The sequence below is a fragment of the Pseudomonas helleri genome, from assembly GCF_001043025.1.
Lineage (GTDB): Bacteria > Pseudomonadota > Gammaproteobacteria > Pseudomonadales > Pseudomonadaceae > Aquipseudomonas > Aquipseudomonas helleri.
On sequence record NZ_JYLD01000006.1, the window covers coordinates 254024 to 274098 of the forward strand.

22 protein-coding genes, 1 tRNA gene and 5 pseudogenes are annotated in these 20075 nt (G+C 55.4%); 15 read left to right on the top strand and 13 right to left on the bottom strand.

Annotated features, from left to right (window positions below; all coding sequences use genetic code 11):
• The first annotated feature begins 117 nt into the window (after positions 1-117).
• Complete coding sequence (locus TU84_RS25545) at positions 118-327, top strand: hypothetical protein (RefSeq protein WP_082148698.1); 210 nt, start codon at positions 118-120, stop codon at positions 325-327.
• 20 nt (positions 328-347) lie between these two features.
• A complete protein-coding gene (locus TU84_RS12105; RefSeq protein ID WP_048369311.1) occupies positions 348-554 on the top strand; it encodes a hypothetical protein in 207 nt (68 codons plus the stop codon).
• A 153-nt stretch (positions 555-707) separates the two neighbouring features.
• Here TU84_RS12105 and TU84_RS12110 read toward each other — a convergent pair whose 3' ends face one another.
• Positions 708-1172, bottom strand: a complete 465-nt coding sequence (locus TU84_RS12110; RefSeq protein WP_048369312.1) for a nuclear transport factor 2 family protein — start codon at positions 1170-1172, stop codon at positions 708-710.
• A gap of 95 nt (positions 1173-1267) precedes the next feature.
• On the opposite strand from TU84_RS12110, the gene TU84_RS12115 reads away from it, so the two are divergent.
• From TU84_RS12115 to TU84_RS12125, 3 genes are all read left to right on the top strand, one after another.
• Positions 1268-1681, top strand: coding sequence for a winged helix-turn-helix transcriptional regulator (locus tag TU84_RS12115; RefSeq protein ID WP_048369313.1), 414 nt, complete (start codon positions 1268-1270; stop codon positions 1679-1681).
• 49 nt (positions 1682-1730) lie between these two features.
• Complete coding sequence (locus TU84_RS12120; RefSeq protein WP_048369314.1) at positions 1731-2657, top strand: LysR family transcriptional regulator; 927 nt, start codon at positions 1731-1733, stop codon at positions 2655-2657.
• Between the two features lie 157 nt (positions 2658-2814).
• Positions 2815-3570 carry an SDR family oxidoreductase gene (locus TU84_RS12125; RefSeq protein ID WP_048369315.1) on the top strand — a complete coding sequence of 252 codons (756 nt, stop codon included), beginning with the start codon at positions 2815-2817 and terminating at the stop codon, positions 3568-3570.
• Positions 3571-3640: 70 nt separating this feature from the next.
• On the opposite strand, the gene TU84_RS12130 is transcribed toward TU84_RS12125, so the two are convergent.
• Complete coding sequence (locus TU84_RS12130; RefSeq protein ID WP_048369316.1) at positions 3641-4390, bottom strand: glucose 1-dehydrogenase; 750 nt, start codon at positions 4388-4390, stop codon at positions 3641-3643.
• 192 nt (positions 4391-4582) lie between these two features.
• Between TU84_RS12130 and TU84_RS12135 the strand changes: the two genes are divergently transcribed.
• Positions 4583-5488 (top strand): AraC family transcriptional regulator, encoded by a 906-nt coding sequence (locus tag TU84_RS12135; protein ID WP_048369317.1) that lies wholly within the window; start codon positions 4583-4585, stop codon positions 5486-5488.
• A gap of 16 nt (positions 5489-5504) precedes the next feature.
• Here TU84_RS12135 and TU84_RS12140 read toward each other — a convergent pair whose 3' ends face one another.
• The 3 genes from TU84_RS12140 to TU84_RS12150 are packed head-to-tail and all read right to left on the bottom strand — an operon-like array spanning position 5505 to position 7642.
• Positions 5505-6482 (bottom strand): saccharopine dehydrogenase family protein, encoded by a 978-nt coding sequence (locus TU84_RS12140; protein ID WP_048369318.1) that lies wholly within the window; start codon positions 6480-6482, stop codon positions 5505-5507.
• Positions 6479-6880, bottom strand: a complete 402-nt coding sequence (locus tag TU84_RS12145; protein ID WP_048369319.1) for a VOC family protein — start codon at positions 6878-6880, stop codon at positions 6479-6481. Before TU84_RS12145 ends, TU84_RS12140 begins: the two co-directional genes overlap by 4 nt.
• A gap of 18 nt (positions 6881-6898) precedes the next feature.
• Positions 6899-7642: an SDR family NAD(P)-dependent oxidoreductase gene (locus TU84_RS12150; protein WP_048369320.1), complete on the bottom strand. Its 744-nt coding sequence runs from the start codon at positions 7640-7642 to the stop codon at positions 6899-6901.
• A gap of 137 nt (positions 7643-7779) precedes the next feature.
• Here TU84_RS12150 and TU84_RS12155 point away from each other — a divergent pair, with 137 nt between their 5' ends.
• Entirely contained in the window at positions 7780-8667 is an 888-nt protein-coding gene (locus TU84_RS12155; protein WP_048369321.1) for an AraC family transcriptional regulator, read from the top strand.
• A gap of 316 nt (positions 8668-8983) precedes the next feature.
• Here the strand turns inward: TU84_RS12155 and TU84_RS12160 are convergent, their stop codons facing one another.
• Positions 8984-9283, bottom strand: a complete 300-nt coding sequence (locus TU84_RS12160) for an RcnB family protein (RefSeq protein ID WP_048369322.1) — start codon at positions 9281-9283, stop codon at positions 8984-8986.
• 447 nt (positions 9284-9730) lie between these two features.
• Between TU84_RS12160 and TU84_RS12165 the strand changes: the two genes are divergently transcribed.
• On the top strand, positions 9731-10204 hold the full coding sequence (locus TU84_RS12165) for a hemerythrin domain-containing protein (protein WP_048369323.1): 474 nt from the start codon (positions 9731-9733) through the stop codon (positions 10202-10204).
• 252 nt (positions 10205-10456) lie between these two features.
• On the opposite strand, the gene TU84_RS25235 is transcribed toward TU84_RS12165, so the two are convergent.
• Positions 10457-12034 carry a tyrosinase family protein gene (locus tag TU84_RS25235; RefSeq protein WP_053225222.1) on the bottom strand — a complete coding sequence of 526 codons (1578 nt, stop codon included), beginning with the start codon at positions 12032-12034 and terminating at the stop codon, positions 10457-10459.
• A 535-nt stretch (positions 12035-12569) separates the two neighbouring features.
• Between TU84_RS25235 and TU84_RS26460 the strand changes: the two are divergent.
• The 3 genes and pseudogenes from TU84_RS26460 to TU84_RS12185 form a co-directional block, all read left to right on the top strand.
• Positions 12570-12728, top strand: a pseudogene (locus TU84_RS26460) (tyrosine-type recombinase/integrase); the annotation flags it as partial.
• Positions 12729-12733: 5 nt separating this feature from the next.
• Entirely contained in the window at positions 12734-13006 is a 273-nt protein-coding gene (locus TU84_RS12180) for a hypothetical protein (RefSeq protein WP_153438652.1), read from the top strand.
• 114 nt (positions 13007-13120) lie between these two features.
• Positions 13121-16354, top strand: a complete 3234-nt coding sequence (locus tag TU84_RS12185; RefSeq protein ID WP_048369325.1) for a DEAD/DEAH box helicase — start codon at positions 13121-13123, stop codon at positions 16352-16354.
• A gap of 84 nt (positions 16355-16438) precedes the next feature.
• Here the strand turns inward: TU84_RS12185 and TU84_RS12190 are convergent.
• A pseudogene (locus TU84_RS12190) lies at positions 16439-16639 on the bottom strand (hypothetical protein); the annotation flags it as partial.
• Positions 16640-16863: 224 nt separating this feature from the next.
• On the opposite strand from TU84_RS12190, the gene TU84_RS12195 reads away from it, so the two are divergent.
• Both TU84_RS12195 and TU84_RS12200 read left to right on the top strand, forming a co-directional pair.
• Positions 16864-17139 (top strand): BrnT family toxin, encoded by a 276-nt coding sequence (locus tag TU84_RS12195; RefSeq protein ID WP_048369327.1) that lies wholly within the window; start codon positions 16864-16866, stop codon positions 17137-17139.
• A complete protein-coding gene (locus TU84_RS12200) occupies positions 17117-17419 on the top strand; it encodes a BrnA antitoxin family protein (RefSeq protein WP_048369328.1) in 303 nt (100 codons plus the stop codon). The genes TU84_RS12195 and TU84_RS12200 overlap by 23 nt, the downstream gene beginning before the upstream one ends.
• Positions 17420-17422: 3 nt before the next feature.
• On the opposite strand, the gene TU84_RS12205 is transcribed toward TU84_RS12200, so the two are convergent.
• Together TU84_RS12205 and TU84_RS26465 are read right to left on the bottom strand one after the other, a co-directional pair.
• Positions 17423-17629: a tail protein X gene (locus TU84_RS12205; protein WP_048369329.1), complete on the bottom strand. Its 207-nt coding sequence runs from the start codon at positions 17627-17629 to the stop codon at positions 17423-17425.
• Positions 17604-17726, bottom strand: a pseudogene (locus tag TU84_RS26465) (phage tail protein); the annotation flags it as partial. The gene TU84_RS12205 and the pseudogene TU84_RS26465, both read right to left, overlap by 26 nt.
• Positions 17727-17866: 140 nt before the next feature.
• On the opposite strand from TU84_RS26465, the gene TU84_RS25555 reads away from it, so the two are divergent.
• The gene (locus TU84_RS25555; protein ID WP_082148703.1) at positions 17867-18940 is read left to right on the top strand and encodes an RHS repeat-associated core domain-containing protein; all 1074 of its coding nucleotides are present in this window, start codon (positions 17867-17869) and stop codon (positions 18938-18940) included.
• A 10-nt stretch (positions 18941-18950) separates the two neighbouring features.
• Here TU84_RS25555 and TU84_RS26470 read toward each other — a convergent pair whose 3' ends face one another.
• Together TU84_RS26470 and TU84_RS26475 are read right to left on the bottom strand one after the other, a co-directional pair.
• Positions 18951-19127 (bottom strand): tail protein X, encoded by a 177-nt coding sequence (locus TU84_RS26470; RefSeq protein ID WP_241486406.1) that lies wholly within the window; start codon positions 19125-19127, stop codon positions 18951-18953.
• Positions 19128-19150: 23 nt separating this feature from the next.
• Positions 19151-19303 (bottom strand): annotated as a pseudogene (locus TU84_RS26475) (phage tail protein); the annotation flags it as partial.
• 20 nt (positions 19304-19323) lie between these two features.
• On the opposite strand from TU84_RS26475, the pseudogene TU84_RS12215 reads away from it, so the two are divergent.
• Positions 19324-19900, top strand: a pseudogene (locus TU84_RS12215) (tyrosine-type recombinase/integrase); the annotation flags it as partial.
• 79 nt (positions 19901-19979) lie between these two features.
• Here TU84_RS12215 and TU84_RS12220 read toward each other — a convergent pair.
• Positions 19980-20056, bottom strand: a tRNA-Pro gene (locus TU84_RS12220).
• Positions 20057-20075: the final 19 nt, after the last annotated feature.

The following is a 20075-nucleotide window of genomic DNA, read 5'->3' on the forward strand; positions in this document are numbered from 1 at the left end:
ACGCACACAGGCCTGCGCAAAACCTCATTACCACCGGGATACATAACGGGGCTGGCAAGCCAGGCGGATCAATGATAGTTAGATGGCTGCCCATCCAGAACTGCAGAAGTTGTGACAATGCCGAAGAAACAAACTGCAACATCTGCAGCCGCTACTGCTGCAGATATCGAGCGCTCCATTTTGACACTCAATAAAATGGCAGAACGTTTATGGGGCGATGGCAGAGAGACCGAGGCTAAAGCACTGCTTGAAGCACTTGATGCATTAAACCGGGCGTTAGACAGAATCCGCATTGGCGAGAGCCGCCGTGTTGTGACTCTCCACTGAACACAGCAGGAACCCACCCCATGAACAAGCCTTCAGGTAACGAGGGAATAGCCAGAGCCTCCGAAAACCTTTATGACCACGGCCAGAGGATGCGCGTCAAAGCCTGGCGACTGATTCAGGCAGGTGATCAAGAAGAGGCGCAGAAGCTACTGTCCATGGCCGATATGTGTGATCGGTCGCTGGTGCCGATGCTTTCGGGTAATGAGATGGCCTGGAAGCGGGAGTGAGGGATGGATGCGTGGCTTGGCCGGGCAACTCACCGGGTCTTAAACCATCATTCAGTCATTGTGGGGGGGCAGTAAACCCCACGGCGTGCCGTGAGGCTGTATGCCGACATCAACCAGTATTATCGCTGGCCGAAAAGCCTGAGCCCCTCGCTGTTAGATGCCCATGAGCACTGAGGGGTCGCCCGTGCGCCACACGTTGTCGACCGTCACCCGTTGAATACTCCAGACCTCACCGAGCCTGACCAAATTGATGTCGTAGCGGTTCTTCATCAAGTAGTGGCGCGCAGGATCGCTTTTAAGCACATGCTGTGCCTCCACCAATGCATCAAGATGTGCCGTGTCGCCCTCGATTGTCACTCGGGGATTGCTGACCGAATGGGTCGTATCAACTTGGCTTAGCGAACTGGATAACGCGCCAACGATGACGTCCCGACCTTCAAGCACCGGATATTCAAAGCCGGCCTTGGCTGCAGCAGGCCTGAAGTCGGAAACAGCATCCTGTGTGAAAGCCGAGCGAAGCAATGCTTCGTCACGCAAATCAATGCCAGCAGCGAAGCGGTAAAGAGTGTCAACGACAGCGAGATGATCGACTGTGTTTGTTTGATAGAGGGATGACATGGGCAACTCCGGATAGGTAGAAGTCCAATGGTATATTTTGTATACCTAATATCAATTACGCACTTTGAAGCTATCAGGTATACCCAAGGAAACCCATGCGCGAAACCACCGCTCAAACCGCAGCACACTCAGGCTCTGCATCCCCGGACCGAGGCGTAGATTGCTCCAGCCGCTTTCTGCTCGATCAGATCGCTGACAAGTGGTCGGTGCTGATTCTCGCAGCGCTGTGCGAGAAGCCATTGAGATTCAATGAGCTTAAACGGTGCCTGGACGGGATCACCCAAAAAGCCTTGACCCAGGCGCTAAGACGTCTGGAGCGCAATGGCATATTGGCAAGACGTGTCATTCCCTCCTCGCAGGTGGCGGTTGAATACAGCATCACCCCGCTGGGCAGGACACTTGAACACCCCTTCAACGCCCTGTATCTCTGGACGCTCGACCACTTGGCTGCGGTCATGCAGGCCCAGGCTGATTTCGACTCCCGAGAAATCGAGACACTACCGACTTGAATGTTAGAGAAATGTGAGCCATCCCCCTAAGTTTTCCTGGAGCGCAGCTGTGGATCAACTTCTCGCCATACGGGTTTTCATCCGAATCACTGACGCCCGCTCGTTTGCGAAAGCAGCCGATTCGTTGAACATTCCACGCTCCTCCGTCAGCAAACTGCTTCAGGACCTTGAACAACATCTGGGCACCAAGCTGATCGAACGCAGTACACGCTCATTCACTATTACCCAGGCCGGTGAAGCCTACCGGGAGCAAGCCTTGAACCTGCTCGCAGGGCTCGACGAAATGGATCTCGCCGCACGTCAGGCACGCGCCAGCCCCCGAGGCAGGCTTCGCGTGGACATTGGTTCATCGCTGGCCAATCTGGTCATTATCCCGGCACTGCCGCATTTTCATGCCCGCTACCCTGACCTGCAATTGCTGCTTGGGGTCAACGACCGCCCCGCGGATCTCATTGGCGATGGCGTCGACTGTGTCATTCGCGGCGGCGCATTACCGGACAGTTCGCTGATTGGACGCCACCTGTGCAATGCAGACTTCGTCACCTGTGCGACGCCTGATTACCTGTCCTCTTTTGGCATACCGACTCACCCACAAGCGCTTGAGCAAAACCACCGCACGATACGCTATTTCTTTTCGCACACCGGAAAGACACTGCCGCTTCACTTCGCCAAAGGTCATGAGACATACGAGGTCAATGGTCAGCCTGCCCTCAGCGTGAGCGAGAGTACGGCACTGACCGAAGCGGTGCTGACCGGGATGGGGATCGGGCAAATTTTTCGTTTTAGCGCGCGGGCGCACCTGGCTGCAGGGCGTTTGGTGCCGGTACTTGAGGACTGGGCCCCTGCCCCCCATCCACTGCAATTGGTCTATCCGGCAGCGCGCCACCCCAGCGCAAAATTACGTGCCTTTATCGACTGGGCAGTTGAGCTGTTCAACAACGAAAGTTGTAGCACTCAAGCCGTTGAGCGACGCTGAAGGCCCCGTTGCAATACACACGTCTGATTATCCATCCAGATGAATTATGTCTCTATTTTCACGGGCTTCTGCCCTAGAGACGACGCTCCTAGACTCCCCCCAAGTTGCTGACCTGAACCCTTCAGGCCAGGCTCTTAAGGCACCAGGAGTATTCATCATGTCCGACAGACTCGACGGCAAAATCGCACTCATCACCGGCGCCACCCAAGGTATCGGCCTGGCAACCGCCAAGCTGTTCGCCGCACAAGGTGCACATGTCTACATCACCGGACGTGACGCAGAGGCGCTAAAAACGGCGCACAACGCTATCGGCGCCAACGTCACGTGCATCCAGGCAGACTCGACCCGGATGGCCGACCTTGATCATGTGTTCGAACAGATCAAAACCGAGGCGGGGCGAATCGATGTGCTGTACGCAAACGCGGGCGGTGGCACGCTACTGCCCTTGGGACAGATCACCGAGCAGCAAGTGGATGAGACGTTTGGACTGAACGTCAAAGCGCTGATATTCACCGTCCAGAAAGCACTGCCACTGCTGGTCAGCGGTTCGTCAGTCATTCTTGCAGGATCTAGCGCCAGCATCGCGGGCACGGCGGCATTCAGCGTCTACTCTGCGTCCAAAGCGGCGGTGCGTAATCTGGCTCGCAGCTGGATTCTTGACCTCAAAGGCACCGGCATCCGGGTCAATGTGTTGAGCCCGGGACCTGTGCGCACGCCAGCTTTGCTGGGGTACGCGGGGGATGATCCGGCGCAGCAGCAAGGCATGATCGACTATCTGAGTACCCTCATCCCGATGGGCCGAGTCGCTGAAGCGGATGAGATCGCCAAGGCTGCTTTGTTCCTGGCGTGTGACGACTCCAGTTTCGTCAATGGTGCCGAGCTCTTTGCAGACGGCGGCATGGCACAAGCCTGATCCGGTCGTTTACCCGCCAACCGACACTTCAGGCGCACGCCAGCGTGGGCCTGAAGGTTTACCCGTCGCGCTAGTAACCGACACCGCGCACACCGCCCGCTGCGCGGATGGATTCGCCTGTCACCCAGTGCGAGTCTGCAGACGCCAGAAACACGGCCAGCGGCGCGATATCTTCAGGCTCTGCGAAACGTCCCAGCGGAGTTCCGGCAATAAGTTTCTCACCGAACGCTCCGGCGAAATTGCCGTCGGTAGCAGGAGTGTTCGTGTGCCCCGGCAAAATCGAATTGACTCTGATGCCACGCGGCCCCAGCTCTCTGGCCAGTGCGAAGGTCAATGTATCGACTGCGCCCTTGGTTGCCGAGTACACACTCGACGCGAGGTAGGGATCAGTACTCAGAATTGAGCTGATATTGATGATGCTGCCTGTCGGCCCCAACAGTTTGACGGCCTCACGTACCGCAAGCAGATAGCCCAGCACGTTCAAATTGAATTGTTTGTGAAAGGCCTCTTCGGTCAGGTCATCGATCATCTGAAACACCGCGACGCCGGCATTGTTGACCAAGATATCCAGGGAGCCGTACTTCGTGCGGACTGTCTCAAACAGGCGCGCAACATCAGTTGCCTGACTCATGTCAGCCTGTACGGCGAATGCTGAACCGCCGTGCTCTGTGATATGGCCCACCACAACATCTGCATCGGCCTTGCTGGAGGCATAGTTGACGATGACTGTTGCGCCCTGCGCGGCCAAAGCTTTGGCGATCCCGGCACCGATGCCTTTCGATGCGCCCGTGACAACCGCTATTTTTCCTTCGAGTTTCATGACCAGCCCTTTTGACGTTACGTGACAGAAGGCTTCGGTGCAGTCAGGCGATATACAACCGCAACGCATCGAGCCGCTTGCCATCAGTATTCGGGCATTGAAGCCACCGAGGTTTGCCGGTTAGTCGCACATACTTGCCTATTCTTATCAGTTGGCTTGCTATGCCCCGGGGTTTGGCTCACGGTGGAAGGCATGGAAAAACCAATGGCAGAACTGCGCAGCATCGTGATGCGCGCACAAGACAAGTGGACCGATACCGGATTACCCCGTGTGGCGATGGTGCGGGCCGAGGCCTGTGCCAACCAGGTTTATCAACCGATGCTGCATTTGGTGCTTCAGGGCACCAAGACCCTGTCAATCGGGGAAGAGGTTTACAGTTACTCGCCAGGCCACTATTTCCTGGTGCCTGTCGATGTGCCCGCTACGGGTCAGATTCACGCAAGTGCAGTAGATCAACCCTATCTCGCGGTCAGCCTGACGCTGGACGTTGAGGTGATCGCTGGGCTGTTGATGGACGAAGGCAAAACGCCAAGGGCGGCGCAAAGCGCATGTTTCGAGGGCGTGCTTGCACCCGCGCACATGATCGACGCATGGCTGCGCATGATGCGGCTCATGGATCACCCGTATGAGGCTGCGATTTTGGCGCCGATGATTGAGCGCGAAATTTTGTTCCGCGCGTTACAGGGGCCACTAGGGGGGATTCTTCGGGATGTCGCGCGGCCGGATGGCCGGATGATGCAGATCCGCCGTGTCACTCAATGGATTCGTGAACACTACACCGAACCTTTTCGGGTAGAGCCGATGGCCGTCATGGCAGACATGAGCGTGGCCGCTTTCTACCGGCACTTCAAATCGGTGACGGCCATGACCCCGATTCAGTATCAGAAGCGCCTGCGTTTGTTGAGGGCGCGATGGTTGTTGCTGTTCGACACACTAGATGCAACATCCATCGCCTACACCGTTGGGTATGAAAGCGCCTCTCAATTCAACCGGGAGTACGCGCGCCTGTATGGTCTGCCACCGGCGCGGGACGCGGCGCGATTCAAGCCCTCAAGGCCCGCTAAGGTTGAGAGCAAAGCGCTCGCAACAGCCTCATGAACAACTGCCCCAAGCCTTAAAAATCGGTGATCCGAGTCCCTTCGATACTCTCGGCAAAACCACTTCCAAACACCTTCGCCGGTGTTGCAAAACCCGACAGGCGCTCACCGTTCAATACCCGCCTTGCCGCTTCCACTGCCGCCAGCGGCGTGTAGGTATAGCCATTCACGGTTTCGATGACTGAGCGTGCAATGGCGCCATCGCTGCCTGTGACCTCAACTGCTGCACGGGCGCGATGCGCATCCCGCTGCTCAGGGGTGGGCCCCTCGGGCAACAGTGACAGATCGCCTTCTGGAAAAGCGTCCCCCGAAATATGCACAAATATCGCGATATTAGGGATGCCGGTCGAATGCCAGCCCGTCACCAGATCACCGAAAGACAGTGGCACGCAGAGAACCGGACCTTCACCAAAATCAAAATGACGGGGCGCCGCATCGGGTGTTGCAACGAGTTCGCCAGCGACCCTCGCGAGCACCCCCGCACCGATGATTTCGCTGACACTCATGGCTGATCCACGAGACATTGAGCCTGGCACCTGAAGTGCAATGCTCAGTGCAAAAGGCTGCTCAACACGCTTGGCCACCTGCACCGACAGCGCATCAGTTGGCACTACATCCCATCCGACGCCTGGCAACAGCATGACCTGCTGTAAAGCGGCTTCAGCGCCTAACCGTTCTGCCAAGCGGTACACATTGATCTCGGCCGTAATGTCCAGATAGTCGACCCCGGCCCTGATGCAGGCGCGCATTAAAACCTCAGCCGTGTGTGCAAACGGTCCCGCGAAATTGAGCAATACCGAGATGCCAGACAATGAGTTCTCGGCATCAACATCGGCATCGAACACACGAAACGGTACGCCCAGATGCGCTGCCAGTGCCGCCAGCCGGGTGTGGTTGCGCCCGGCGATTTCAAAATTCAGACCAAGCGCCTTCGCCCGCTCTGCCGCCATGCGGCCGGTGTAGCCTGTTGCTCCGTAGATCAGAAGAGTGCTCATTGGGTGTGCTGCCATTTTTTATAGACGAATTCCAGGCTGTATCCATCCGGGTCCAGCACATTGGCGGCGTAGTAATCGGGGTCGTAGTGCAAACGGGCACCAGGCGCACCATTGTCGACGGCGCCCTGCTCCATGGCTGCACTGTAGGCCGCGTCCACCTCGGCTTTATTGTTTGCAACAAAACCTACGTGAGCGGCACGCCCTTCGACGATCCCTTCGCGCAACCAGAAAAACACTCGCCCCCTGGCGCCAAAGCCTTTCAAGTCAGGATGCCCCGGCGGGCCGTCCTTACCGTCGTAGTCCAGACGCGCAGTGATACCCAACGGCGTCAACACTGCTTCGTAAAAGCGTACGGAGCGGCTGATATCGCTCACGGATAAAAAGACGTGATCTAACATGACAAAATCCTTCTGGGTTCAGATGATATAGCCGCCCGCGACTTCGAGGGTCTGAGCATTGATCCACGCACTGTCCTGCGACAGCAACATTGCAATGACGCGCGCGACGTCATCCGGCTCGCCGACTCTGCCCAGCGCAGTTTGCGCGGCCAGCATCGCTTCGAACTCGTCGTTCAATCCCCCGCCCAACTCAGTACGAATGGCACCGGGTGATACGGCATTGGCCCGTATACCCCGCCCGCCAAATTCCTTGGCCATATAGCGGGTCAGCACCTCTAGCCCACCCTTGAATGCCGCATAAGGTGCAACGCCGGCGGTGGCTACACGCGTCGTGGCGCTGGTCAGATTGACGATGCTGGCGTTTTCCGCCAACAGCGGCAGCAATGTTTGAGTGAGGAAAAACGGACCTTTAAGGTGCACCTTGAACAGTCCATCGAACTGCGCTTCGCTGACGGTTGCCAAGGGATTGAACAAACCGTAACCGGCATTGTTCACCAGCCCGCTCAACGTGGTGACAGCCCAAGTCTCGTGCAATGTCTCGACCACTGACTGGCGAAACGCCTCAAAACTGCCAACGTCGGATACATCAAGCTTGAGCGCTACCGCCTTGCCACCCGCCTTTTCGATGTGTTCGACCACCTTGGCGGCCGCCTCTGGATGAGCGTTGTAAGTGAGGATGACCCCTAGCCCCCGCTGAGCAATATGCTCGGCGGCACTGGCACCGATGCCGCGGCTGCCGCCCGTTATGACGATTACACTCATATGCTGTTCCTCTGTCACTCAAATGTATGACCAGAGTACTTATCGGTCCTGCCAGGAACGTACCTGTTCCTGCTCCAAACCTGCCTGTTTGTGCTTTTCGCTTGCAGGCTGCTGGCACCTGGCCTCAGCATGCCGGTATGGACAATCAACTGAACGAACTAAGGTCACTCGCGGCCACCGCTGAAAATCGCCGTACCGAAACGGGCATCCCCCGCGTGGCCATGGTTCAGGGGGAAATTCCTGAGCACATGCTCGCAGCGGTCTATGACCCGATGATCAATGTGATCCTGCAAGGCAGTAAAAGCATGACGGTAGGGGACAGAACCTTAAGGTATGACCCTGCGACATACTTTGTCATGTCTATCGAGTTGCCCGCTGTGGGCTCGGTACATCCTGCCAAATCCGGAGAGCCCTACCTGGCGGTCAGCCTGACGCTCGACCCAGTGGTGCTATCAGCGCTGTTCAGTGACCTGCCCAAACCTGCCAGCCGTATCGAGAGCAACCCTGGGTTTTCAGTTGCGTCAATGACCAGCGACCTCATGGATGCCTGGGTCCGGATGCTGAGATTAATGGGTGATCCGGACGCTATCGCTGCCCTGGCCCCGGTTTACGAGCGTGAAATTATCTTTCGGGTCCTCCAGGGGCCCCATGGCTGGATGTTGCGAGAGATAGCGGCGCCGGACAGTGCAATGGCGCGTGTAAACATGGCAATCCAATGGATCCGCCGAGACTTCGCGCAGCCCATTGGGGTTGAGCGCCTGGCAGAACGAGCGTCAATGAGCGTCTCGGCGTTCCATCGACACTTCAAGGCAGTAACCAACCTGAGCCCGTTGCAATATCAGAAACGCGTGCGCCTGCTTCAGGCCAGAACCCTGATGGTGGCAAGCGCGAAGAGCGTCATGACGGCTGCATACGAAGTCGGCTATGAAAGTGCAACACAGTTCAGCCGTGATTATGCAAAAGTGTTTGGGCTTCCCCCTGCGCAAGATACCAACAGAATTTTAGGCCGCACCAGAGCCAGATAGCGTTTCAGATAACAGTGACTGCCAGCTATTGCAAGATGCTCAGAGAATCCGGGCGATTCAAAGAGCCCGCCGCCGAGCGCAATGCTGTTCACATAAGCGAAAGCGAACCCTGTAGGAGCGAGCTTGTCTCGCGATCTTTTGACTTTTTAAAAGCTCGCGAGACAAGCTCGCTCCTACAGTTACCCGTACGCATCTCATAAGCGAACAGCATTATGCCGCCGAGCGGGCTTTTCTTTGAGTGGCAGCAACAGTACTGACCTGGCCGAAATGCATACGCTATGAAAGAAGCGCACGACCTCAGGCCAGCGCTATTTCATTACTTGTCGACCATCTCTTTAATGGTCCCGGTAGGGACGCTAATCAACATGTATTTGCCCTTGATCTCCACCCACTGCTCATGCTGCTCAGGTGCTTTAAGCTTGCGATTTTTCCAGTCTTTGATTTCCAGGCTCTCACGTTGATATTCAGCCGGGACTATATCGCCAATCTTCATTTCCACTGCGCCGGCACCTGGTCGATCAAGAGTCACGCTAGGCTCATCGGCGGCAAAGGACAGGCTGGACAGTGAGCAAAGCAGCCCGATGGTTAAAGCGGCAAATGGTTTTTTGTAAGTCATCAGTTATTCCCTCTGTGGACGTGGCGCAGCGAGTGCGTTGATCAATCCTCTGTCAGATCGGGCAGTGCTCAGGCAGGGCTTTCAGAATCCTTTAGCCCGCTCATAGCGAACACGTTGCTGACCCAATCAAGCAGAATTCATGAAGAAGTCACCACAGCTATGCGCTCGCTGGGGTGGTATGAGGTTGACCAGCCTGCACAGGAAGCGTTCATTAAAATGACGACTAAGTGAGAGGTAATCCTGTTTGACCAATTCAGTAGGGATTTATGCATCGTCCGAAAGACAGGATCGGGCATGCTGCATGAGTGCCATTAGCCACCCTCCACCGCAACCGACTGAATTTAAGCGGAAAAATATTCCCGGAAAACTGGCACGGCAAATGCGACAGTCATAGGGACATTGCCGGCAAAGATCGGCACCCACCATCCGTGATAGTGAGGGAATACCATGAACGCCATCGACCTTCTGAAAGCCGACCACGAAAAAGTAAAAAGCATTCTTAGTCAGTTAAGCGAGTCGACTGATCGGGCCGTCAAGAAACGCACGGAGCTTTTGGAAAAGCTTGAACTGGAAGTAAGCATTCATACTCAGCTTGAAGAAGAAATCCTTTATCCGGCCTATAAAGCTGCAGGCGGTAAAGCTGAGGCAGAAATGTACTATGAAGCCAAAGAGGAGCACCGCACAGTCGACTCCCTGGTACTGCCTGACCTGAAGGGCACAGATCCGACAAGCCCAGAGTTCGCCGGTCGCGTGAAAGTGATCAAAGAACTCTTGGAACACCACATTGAAGAAGAAGAAACCGACATGTTCCCTCACGCGAAAAAGATTTTGGGAAAAGCCAAACTTGATGAGCTCGGGGATCAAATGCTTACTCTCAAAGCAAGCCTGAAGAAAAGTTTGACCCCATCGAAAGCTGCTTGATAGTACCTTTTCGATTTGAATCCAAGCCCGCTACTCAGCGGGCTTTCAGTTACCCATCCTCAGACAAACCAATAGTGGCCGCACACTAGGATTGGTTAAGCTCAGCCCTGATTTATACACCGATCCAATGAAAGGCTTTGGTACGTTTGTCCTGGTTGTAGAGGGGCTACTGCTGAAACACCACACTAGAATGGCGTTTGCCCCTCTCGGTTCGAAAGCGCCAGTGTGACCTCAGACAGATTGGCGGCACAACTAGCCCACGACCCGAACCTGCATGCCATGGATCTGAAGTGCATTGCTTTGCGGCGGCCGTAGTCCGCTCAGACTTGCGTTCAGGGCAAGCTTGAGCGCGGTGTTTGGATCCAGTCCACCGGTGCCATGCAGCCGGCTCAATGCCGCATTCACGCTTAGAGCGAATGAACCTGCAGGGTGCTGTCCATGCTGATCGTTTGCATGCGGCATGCGCATGTCCAGAACTTTCAGCTTGCCGATCGATACGGAGGGCGCAGGAGAGCCGCTGTTTGGCATGAGCAGCAGCTCCAACTCCCAGGCACTGGCAGGTACCAGATACTCCATACGAACATCCACCAGCAGCGTAGCTCCATCCTGGTCCAGTGCATCCAGCAGCACCGCAGCGGGGACGTCCACCTGAGCATCTATGGTTTGGTCTGCGCCTATGCTGTTGGCGCTCAATATGGAATCGTACACCGTACCGCTGCGTACCGGCGCCAGTGGCAAGGGCCGCGTCTCACCCACAATCAACGGATGATAGGAATAGTCGAAACGATCAGCCTGCAGATAGTGCTGGAGCGGGAGGTCGCGTACCGGCGCGGCATGCTCGTCGCTGAAGAATTCAAAATACTCCCCCGCCCAGGCCTCGAATTGCTCGGGCTCGGGGTGACTAGGAAGGTCTTCGGACGTCTGCATTTCAGTCCACACCTGCCAGAGCCGATCGACATTGGCGTGGTGCAGATAGAACAGCGGATCAATAGGCGAGAACATCGAAAGCATCGTGCCGCCGACCGCGGCATGCACCGAATTATGCGGCAGGCTCTCCAATAAATCCGAGCCGCTGAACACGCTATGGTGCTGTGCCAGTTGGCCACCGAAGCCGACGAATTTTCGCGATGCCAATACTCGGTGAATAGACTCTGCGCTGGTGCCTTGTTTACTACCGTCGTCGAACTCCGGATTGGCCTGGCTAAGATCCCTTGAATTGTTGTGCTGCATAAAATACAGCCGCACCTCCGGGGCGAGGATCTCCAGTTCGGTGTAGCCGCGCAGCCCCAACAGCACGCGTTGTCGATCACTGAGTCCGCTCCAGATTCCGTCCAGGGTCTCGTCGAGCTTGTCCCTGAACACATACATGGATTGCTGGAACATATCACTAGTCGGGTCTAGCCCAGCTGAAAAAAATGCCTCGGGCGCACGCTGCACGTGGGTCCAGTTCCAGTACGGAAGTGCGAATGCACTGTTACCGCTCAAGTCCCGGCAGATTTTCTCGAACCAGCCAAGATAGACCTGATGCCACGGCAGAAACCACCAGTTGATGTGTGGGCAATCGAGAAGATGGACAAGCGCCTGGCGGTACCAGTTGCGTGGATCTTGCGGCGGCAGGCTCAACATCGTGGCAATGGCATTGCTGTAGTCCTGCAGAATGCCGACCGGGAAGTCTTGGGCACTGACATCCAGACGGGTAAATCGTGCGACCCCGGAGCGGGCAGCGGGCAGTGTTGGATTCATCGAGAACAGCGGACTGCTCCCAAACAGCACGCAAGTGCCAGCAACCCCGGCGCCAACGATAAAACGCCTGCGATTCATGCCATTCATTATCGACCTCCAGATCCAGGCTGAACAATCGTAAATTTGCGATACAAGCACGGATGCAGATTGTCCATCTGCGTACCTCCCTGCCAGCAACGCCACGGCGGTGAAACTAACGTTCACCGGCAACGATGAGCGTGAGCGTGTTTCCAATAAATCACAAACAGCGGTCAGTCCTTGATCTTGTGTCAAGGCCTGCAACCGGGCAAATCGCCGCCGCGGGTCACCCCGTCCCCCACCGATGCGTTGGAGGTGGTGATCAACCTCAACCATGCGCCTGCGGGTTTGGATTTCTGCAGAGCGTATACGTCCAACCGCACGGTCAATCAGGCCTGCCGGCCGGTAGAGCCCCATTTGCAGGGTGTGCTTTGGGCTGCCGCAACAGCATTGCGTGCAGATGCCGCTGAGAAATATCGACAACGGACAAGGCCAAAGGCGACACCCTCCTCTGCCAGCAAAACTCCGCCAGGATTTGTCGAAAAGTCTTACACATTCAGCACTGCGTACTTGTTTAAGCAGATGCCATATGGGATTGGGAGATAGCGGTGATGAGCGCCTGGTGATGCGCAACAGCGTGGTCAAGTCGATCGTCGGGAAACAGCGCGGTATCAGCAAGGAATGGGGGTTTCCTTACAACGGTACCGAAATGCATCGGATGAATGATTCAGTCTGGAAGAAGGCGCGAGTGAGAGCGGCGAAGTTCTCGTGCCCAGCCTGATGAATGCCTCCTATCGTGTTCCGAACCTACACGAAGGACTCGACGCGCCGGTCTATGTCATTGAGACTCGGCCACAGCTGCTGGCCTGGTGCCACAAATGGCAAGGCATGGCCTACGTGGTCCAAGTGCTAGCTGAGCGCGAATTGCGCCCAGCCTTCGACCGAGAACCGGATGTAGTACCCGGCATCCGCGAAAAAGTCATCGACCTGGAAGAGGATTACACCCACAACTACGCCACCTGGTTTCCCTCAGGTAAGTGACCCGGCTCACGATTAGCATCACTTTTGCGCGCCGGGCGCCATCAAGCGATGCAACATGCCTGATATCCTTCCCTGCCAGGAATCCAAGCCCCAGCGCTTTGAAGGACGTAGTGAATGAATTCGCAAAATATCGTCCGTTATTGGCACGCCGTCGAACTGCTGCAACCTCAGGCAGTCCCAAAGCTGAAAAAGCGCGACAGCGACTACCAGCCGTTTTTCCAAGATATCCCCACCTCGGCCCAAATCCTGCCGTGGATGCCAGCCAATCCTCTGAGCCGACAGCGCCTGCCGAACAAACGCGTATGGAGCCACACGCTCTACGCACACCTCTACAACAACCTGGATGTTTCTCGCCAGTTGGAGACTCTCTACGGCGCTGACGAAGGCTACAAGGAGCCACAACAAAGGCTCACCGCCCTATACGCACTCAAGTTCAACGATCAAGGCATGATGGTGGTTGATAGCTTGGTGCTATCCAGCGAGGCATGGTTCGTCGGCTGCGCCATCAACAAAAAAGATTGGACACGCGGCTTCGAGGAGACCCAGGACTCCCTCCGCGAACAGGCTAAAAGTCTGCTCAGTGGCGTGGTCCACGCTGCTGACCTGTCACGGCTGACAAGCTATATTCGCCAGACCTTGGGACTCGATGATTTTTTCGCAGACACGCCGCGCGAACATCGCTTCCGCTCAGCACCGATCAACCCGAACAAGCCCGAACAAGAAGACGATCCGCTCAACAGCTTCCTGCTAAGCGATTTGGCCGACATGGCCGATGCCCTGGCCCGTGGCGAAACCAGCGAGCCGTTGGCCCGCTACCTGAGTCATCACGACACCACTCAGCACCTGCACCTCGACAAGCCCGAAGCAGATCTGGCTCTGATTGATCGCCTCGCCCCCTCGCGCTATGCGACCGGCTGCTGGCCTGCCGAAAGACATTTGGGGTTGGTGCACTCCCAACAACTGGCAGTCAACAGCCTGCTCCAAAACCTCAGTAACAACACCGGCATAATGGGCGTCAACGGTCCGCCAGGTACCGGGAAGACCACCCTGCTCCGCGACCTGATCGCAGCAGTGGTGACACAGCGTGCCGACGTACTGGCCTCGTTGACCAAGGCCTCGGACGCCTTCATCCAGGATGGTCGCGAATCCGCCAATGATGGCGGACGAGAACGCTTTGCCTATCAGCTCAACCCCCGCCTGTTTGGCTTCGAAATGGTGGTAGCCTCCTCCAATAATGGTGCCGTGGAGAACGTTACTCTCGAGTTGCCCCAGCAGGATAAGGTTGACCCATCCTGGCTGCCCGATGCCGAATACTTCGGCGAACTGGGCGAACTCACCAGCGGCAAACCGGCTTGGGCAATGATTTCTGCGGCATTGGGCAGCAAAGCCAAACGTACCCAGTTCGTCGATCGCTTCTTCTATGGCAAGCGTCCACCCAATAAGACCCAAGACGAATCCACACTCTCCCAACCAGAGGCCTTCAACAACGGCACCTTGGACGAAGATCTCTACGACGGCGATCCAACGCCCGACGCGTCCGTAGCGAACAACACGCAAGACAAGCCAGCCCCCAAGGGCATGCGCGAATGGTTGTCCGAGCAAGTCCCACAAATGAAGTTGCTCTCGTCCGCCGAAAAAACCAATTTCTGGCGCACCGCCGTAAAGCAATACCAGGACGCCAAGAACGCCGAACAAGCGATACGCACTCAAGTCAGCGACATTCTGGAACGGGTTCAGGCGGTGATCAGTGCCAAAGCCCGAGTACAACAGAAGGAAAAGGAGCGCCAAGTCCGTCTTACCCAACGCAGCGGTCTCGATGACGAACAAGCTACGCTGGAAACACTGCAGCTCAAGCCCGCTCGCGAGCAACTGCAACGCGAACTCCAGGCTCTTGAAGCACACCTTGCAAAAAAACCGGGTTTTCTCGCCAACCTATTCAGCCTTTGGGGTGCTCATCGCACGTGGGCAGCTCGGCAACGACTGCTCAATAGCACTTGCAGCTTGGCCAAGGACGCCTTCGACTGTGCGCAACGCCAGGCACAGCGGCTAAGCGGCCGGCTCATCGAACTCAATCAACAATTGGCTAGAGACGAACAGGAGATCAATGAAGCCGTGCTCCACGCCGCCCTGCAACTCGACAAGGCTCGCAGCATTGCTCAGGCGGGCAAGGCCAGGCATTTGCAGGTCTGGCTCGAACAAGGTCAGATCGGCAGAGGCAGCGAGATCGAGCTGCTCGAACCCTGGATAGTCGAAGGCTGGCGTCAGGCTCGGGCACAGGTATTCATCGAAGCGCTCAAGCTGCACCGCGTCTTCTTCCAGATCGAAGCCTCGCGTTTACGCGCTAACCTGGACTTCATCACCAGCACGCTTACTGGCAGTCAGTATCGGGGGGTAACCAACTCCGTGGTACATTCTGCATGGGCCTCGCTGTTCATGGTAGTACCGGTGCTCAGCAGTACCTTCGCCTCGTTCGCCCGCTCCTTCGGTAGCCTTGGCTGCGCAGAGATTGGCTGGCTGTTGGTGGACGAAGCAGGTCAAGCCACACCGCAGGCTGCAGTGGGTGCCCTATGGCGTTCACGCCGGGCAGTGCTGGTCGGTGATCCGTTGCAATTGGAACCGATCGTCACCGTATCTGATGCCGTGCTCGAACACATGCGTACCCGCTATCAAGTCGATGCACACTGGCTACCCAATCGCCAGTCAGCCCAAACCTTAGCCGACCAGGCCACCCCTTGGGGTCGCATGGCTGGTCCCAAGGACAAGAAACACTGGGTCGGCCTGCCGCTGGTGGTGCATCGCCGCTGTGACAAACCAATGTTCGACCTGGCTAATCGCATCGCCTACGACGGAGCCATGGTCTATGGCACCATCGAGCCCTCTCCCGCCAAAGAAACTCCTGCCAGTCTACTCACCGGCTGGGTGCACGCGAGTGGCCGCTCCTCTGGCAATTGGGTCGACAATGAAGGTAAGGCGCTCAAACGTTTGTTGGCATTGCTTGATAGCGACGGAGTGCCGCTGGATAGCATCGCAGTTATCACGCCCTTTCAGGACGTGCGCAACCAGCTTAGGGATCGATTAGATACCAAGATCGTGCGCGGTACGATTCACACCATGCAAGGTAAAGAGGCTGCAATAATCATCCTTGTCCTGGGTGGGAGCAGTGAAAACGGCGGCGCTCGCGAATGGGCAGTGTCCAAGCCTAACCTGCTCAACGTCGCTGCCACCCGGGCCAAGCGCCGCTTGTATGTGATTGGCGATCGCAATGACTGGAAGCAGCGGAAACTCTTCTGTGACGTTATTGAGCTGCTACCAGCTCATTCCCAGATAACCACCGACAGCCATCTATGACAAATACCGACGCCTTAAGTACTTCTTCTAAGCTTTATACCAAATCAGAGAGCGGGTTGGGTTTGGGGTTTTGATGGTTAGAGGTCAACGATTTTGAGTGGTACCGCTGGCTTCAAACCACTGGCCTTTCCCTTGCTTCCCCCCGTTGCATTCAACGGTGGTGCTCCAGCCGCTTAGAGTGAAGACCTGCTCAACCGAGTCCACCAGGTACTCGCCATCGAGCCCTGTCTTGAAGCCTTGGGCGTTGATGCTGCGCTCGGCGAACAGGTCGGTACGCCCGGGCAGCAATTGCAGGCGGTCATTGATCAACGAGGTGATGTCGGTGCCGTCTGCGACGATACGAAAGGTGGGGGTCATAAATACTCCAAATTAGAAAATTCCCACACAAAACACAGAATCAGGGAAGGTTTAAAAAAAGCCCAAACAGGCTAGTTTCGCCGCTCGCCTTCTGTCTGCTGGTTGCCACAGTCGCCTTGCCCGCTTATTTATTTGTGAGTACGATAAAATAAATGATCGTTTTCGACGATACTAAGCGTCAAGCCAACCTTGCCAAGCATGGTCTTGACTTGGCAGATGCTGGCTTGGTGTACGACGCACCGAACAAGATCACACTCTGCTCGCCTCGACAGGATGAAGATCGGTTGCTGGACGTCGCTATGGTCGAGGTTATGGGGGTTGTTCTGGTGCTGGTTTACGTGGAACGCGACCAGGATGTTCGAGCTATCTCATTGCGCCGCGCTTCAAAACAGGAGAGAAAACACTATGCAAACCTCCAGCAAGACTGATTGGGAACGTGTCCAGCGTGAAGCCGCTGCCGATGAGCCTGTAACGCCAGAAACTGGTGAGTTGTATGACCCCAATGATCCGGCAGCCGTTGATGCGTTCTTTGCTCAAGCAACTGTTCGTCGTCGAGGCGAACGCGGGCCACAAAAAGCTCCGCTCAAAGAACGGGTCACGTTGCGGCTTTCTCCAGAGGTGGTGGACTACTTCAAAGCGGGTGGTAGCGGCTGGCAAACTCGCCTGGATCAAGCACTGCAACAGTATGTGCAAGAGCACAAGAGCTAAGAGTCACCCCCACAACATCACCCCCTCCTCACTCGCCCACACCACATCCGGCATGTGAATCACCACCCCGGCCCGATACGGTTGCACCTCATCAGCCAGCCCTTGGTCGGCATCGAGCCCGGCTTCGACTGTGCCGTTGAGATAGCCGTAGTAGTTTTGGCAGAGGGTGTCGAGCACGTCGCCGCTAGCGGTTCTGCAGGTCGTCGCCATAGCGCACAAACTCCAAGATAGAGCCCTGTTTACGGGGGATGCCGCCTTGCAGCAAGGCGGTTTGTTCTTCTTCGATGTTTTTTAAACACCAGTTGCCCTGTGCATGACGAAGCACTTAAAAACTCGCCAAGTAATGACTATGCCAAGCCTCTTCACCTATCACATCTGCTAGGTATACAACCACCAAACTCCCTGATAAACACTAGAAGCACAGCATCTTCAAACAGGTCTTAATGTATGCCAAATCTTCTTTGTTACTATCAGTACGATCCGCTTGATCGATTAATTGGATCAAACCAAAATAAACATTCAAACAGACAATATTTCTATCAAGAAAACCGTCTAACATTACACTTACACAACAAGGTGCTAACGAGTATCTTCCGCTACGGAAACTTACCTCTCGCACAAAAAAACACCTCCCAACATACGACAGCCTTATTTATTAACGACAACCACAATTCAACATTACACACCACCAGCCCCGACATTAACAGAACCTTATCTTATACTTGCTATGGCTACAACACACACCTAAAAAATTCAAATTGCTTACTAGAGTTCAGTGGAGAACACAGAGACTTCTTTACTCAACACTACATTTTAGGTAACGGCCACCGTGCCTACAGCCCAGTATTGATGCGTTTCAACACACCCGACAACTTAAGTCCATTTGACAAGGGCGGGTTAAATGCATACGCCTATTGTTTAAACGATCCAATTAATCGTAGCGATCCTAGTGGTGCAGCTTCTTTACTGGACCGAGTGCTGCGCTATCTCCCCATATTCAAAAGAAACAGAACGCCTATTCAATACAAAGCAATTGGCGCTACGCGTATAAAAAAAACATCCTCACTTATTGATCATGATGCCGATCCTTTTTATGATATCGCCGCAGATGTTGTTCTGAAGGGTAATCTAGCACTCAAACGCACTACAATCACAGTCCCAAAAACCGCAGATGATCTCAGCATACTAAATCAGCCAAACACAACCCACAAATACGTGCTCAACAAAAATAACGACTTAGCGATAGCTTCCTACCCTAAGGGAGACCCAGCGATAGCACCCTCACATCCGAGCATCACAAGATACATCTCAAATAAGTTAGGACTGAACAATGATGTAATCAGCGCTGGCTACATAGTCAACACCTGTAACGGATACATGGTTACCAACCACTCAGGCCACTACAGACCTAAAGCCAAACACACATCTCTTACAACTTTAAAACTAAAAAGTTTGGGCGCCCAAGCATTTTCTAAAAGCTTCGATTTGGCGCAGGAGATTAAGGTCGTGAGGGGAGCTTAGTGTAAAGATACTATTCAACCCCACACATCACCCCCTCCTCACTCGCCCCCACCACATCCGGCAAGTGAATCACCACCCCAGCCCGATAGGGTTGCGCCTCATCGGCCAACCCTTGGTTGGCATCGAGCACGGCTTCGACCGTGCCGTTGAGGTGGCCGTAATAGTTTTGGCAGAGGGTGTCGAGCACGTCGCCGCTAGCGGTTCTGCGTCGTCGTCGTAGCCAGTGGTCAGGCCTAGTGGCTGGAGCTTGGCGCCGATGCTGCGCAGGGTGTCGAGTTGTTTGAGGCCGCCTTTAAACCCGGCGTAGATAGCGCCTTTGAGGGTGATGCGTTCGCTGCCCATGCCGATGGCCTGCTGGGCTGGTCCGCTGGTAAATGGAGACTATGCTCAAGGTTAAAACTAAGTGTTGGGTGCAGGAAGTCCGCAAGATTCAATGGTATTGGGAGATTGCGGTGGTGGATTTGGTTACCGTGCTTTTTTGATTCCACTCGAACTCTCTGGTCGAACGTTAAGAACCGGGATAAACGCTTGGTGGTGTCCCGCACCGTGACCAAGTCGGTCATTGAGAAGCAGCGAGGCCAGCACAAGCTGTACGTCCTCCCTTTCGGCAAGCCAGACGGCGATGGGGACGAAACAATGGTTCACCGCATGAATGACGCAGCCTGGAAGAAGGCCAGGGTCAGGGCGGCGAAGAAATGGCAGGAGAAGTATTTGCGGCCAGCACATGATGGCTTTTCCAGAATCCGCATTCACGACCTGAAGCACACCTTTGGCAGAAGGCTGCGTGCAGCAGGCGTGACTGAGGAGGATTGCAAAGCATTGCTAGGACATAAGAACGGAAGCATCACCAGTCATTACTCAGCGGCAGAGCTGGATCAACTGATTGAGGCTGCATACAAGGTATCAGTAACCGACTCGCGCGGGTCGGTACTGACAATTCTGAAGAGGAAGCAGGCGTGAAATTTGGAGAAGTCACGCAAAAGTCCCCACACATGAAAAAGCCCAACTCGCGAAAGTTGGGCTAAGTCATTGAATAATATGGTCGGGACGGAGTGATTCGAACACTCGACCCCTAGCACCCCATGCTAGTGCGCTACCGGACTGCGCTACGCCCCGACTAGGCGTTACATCTGTG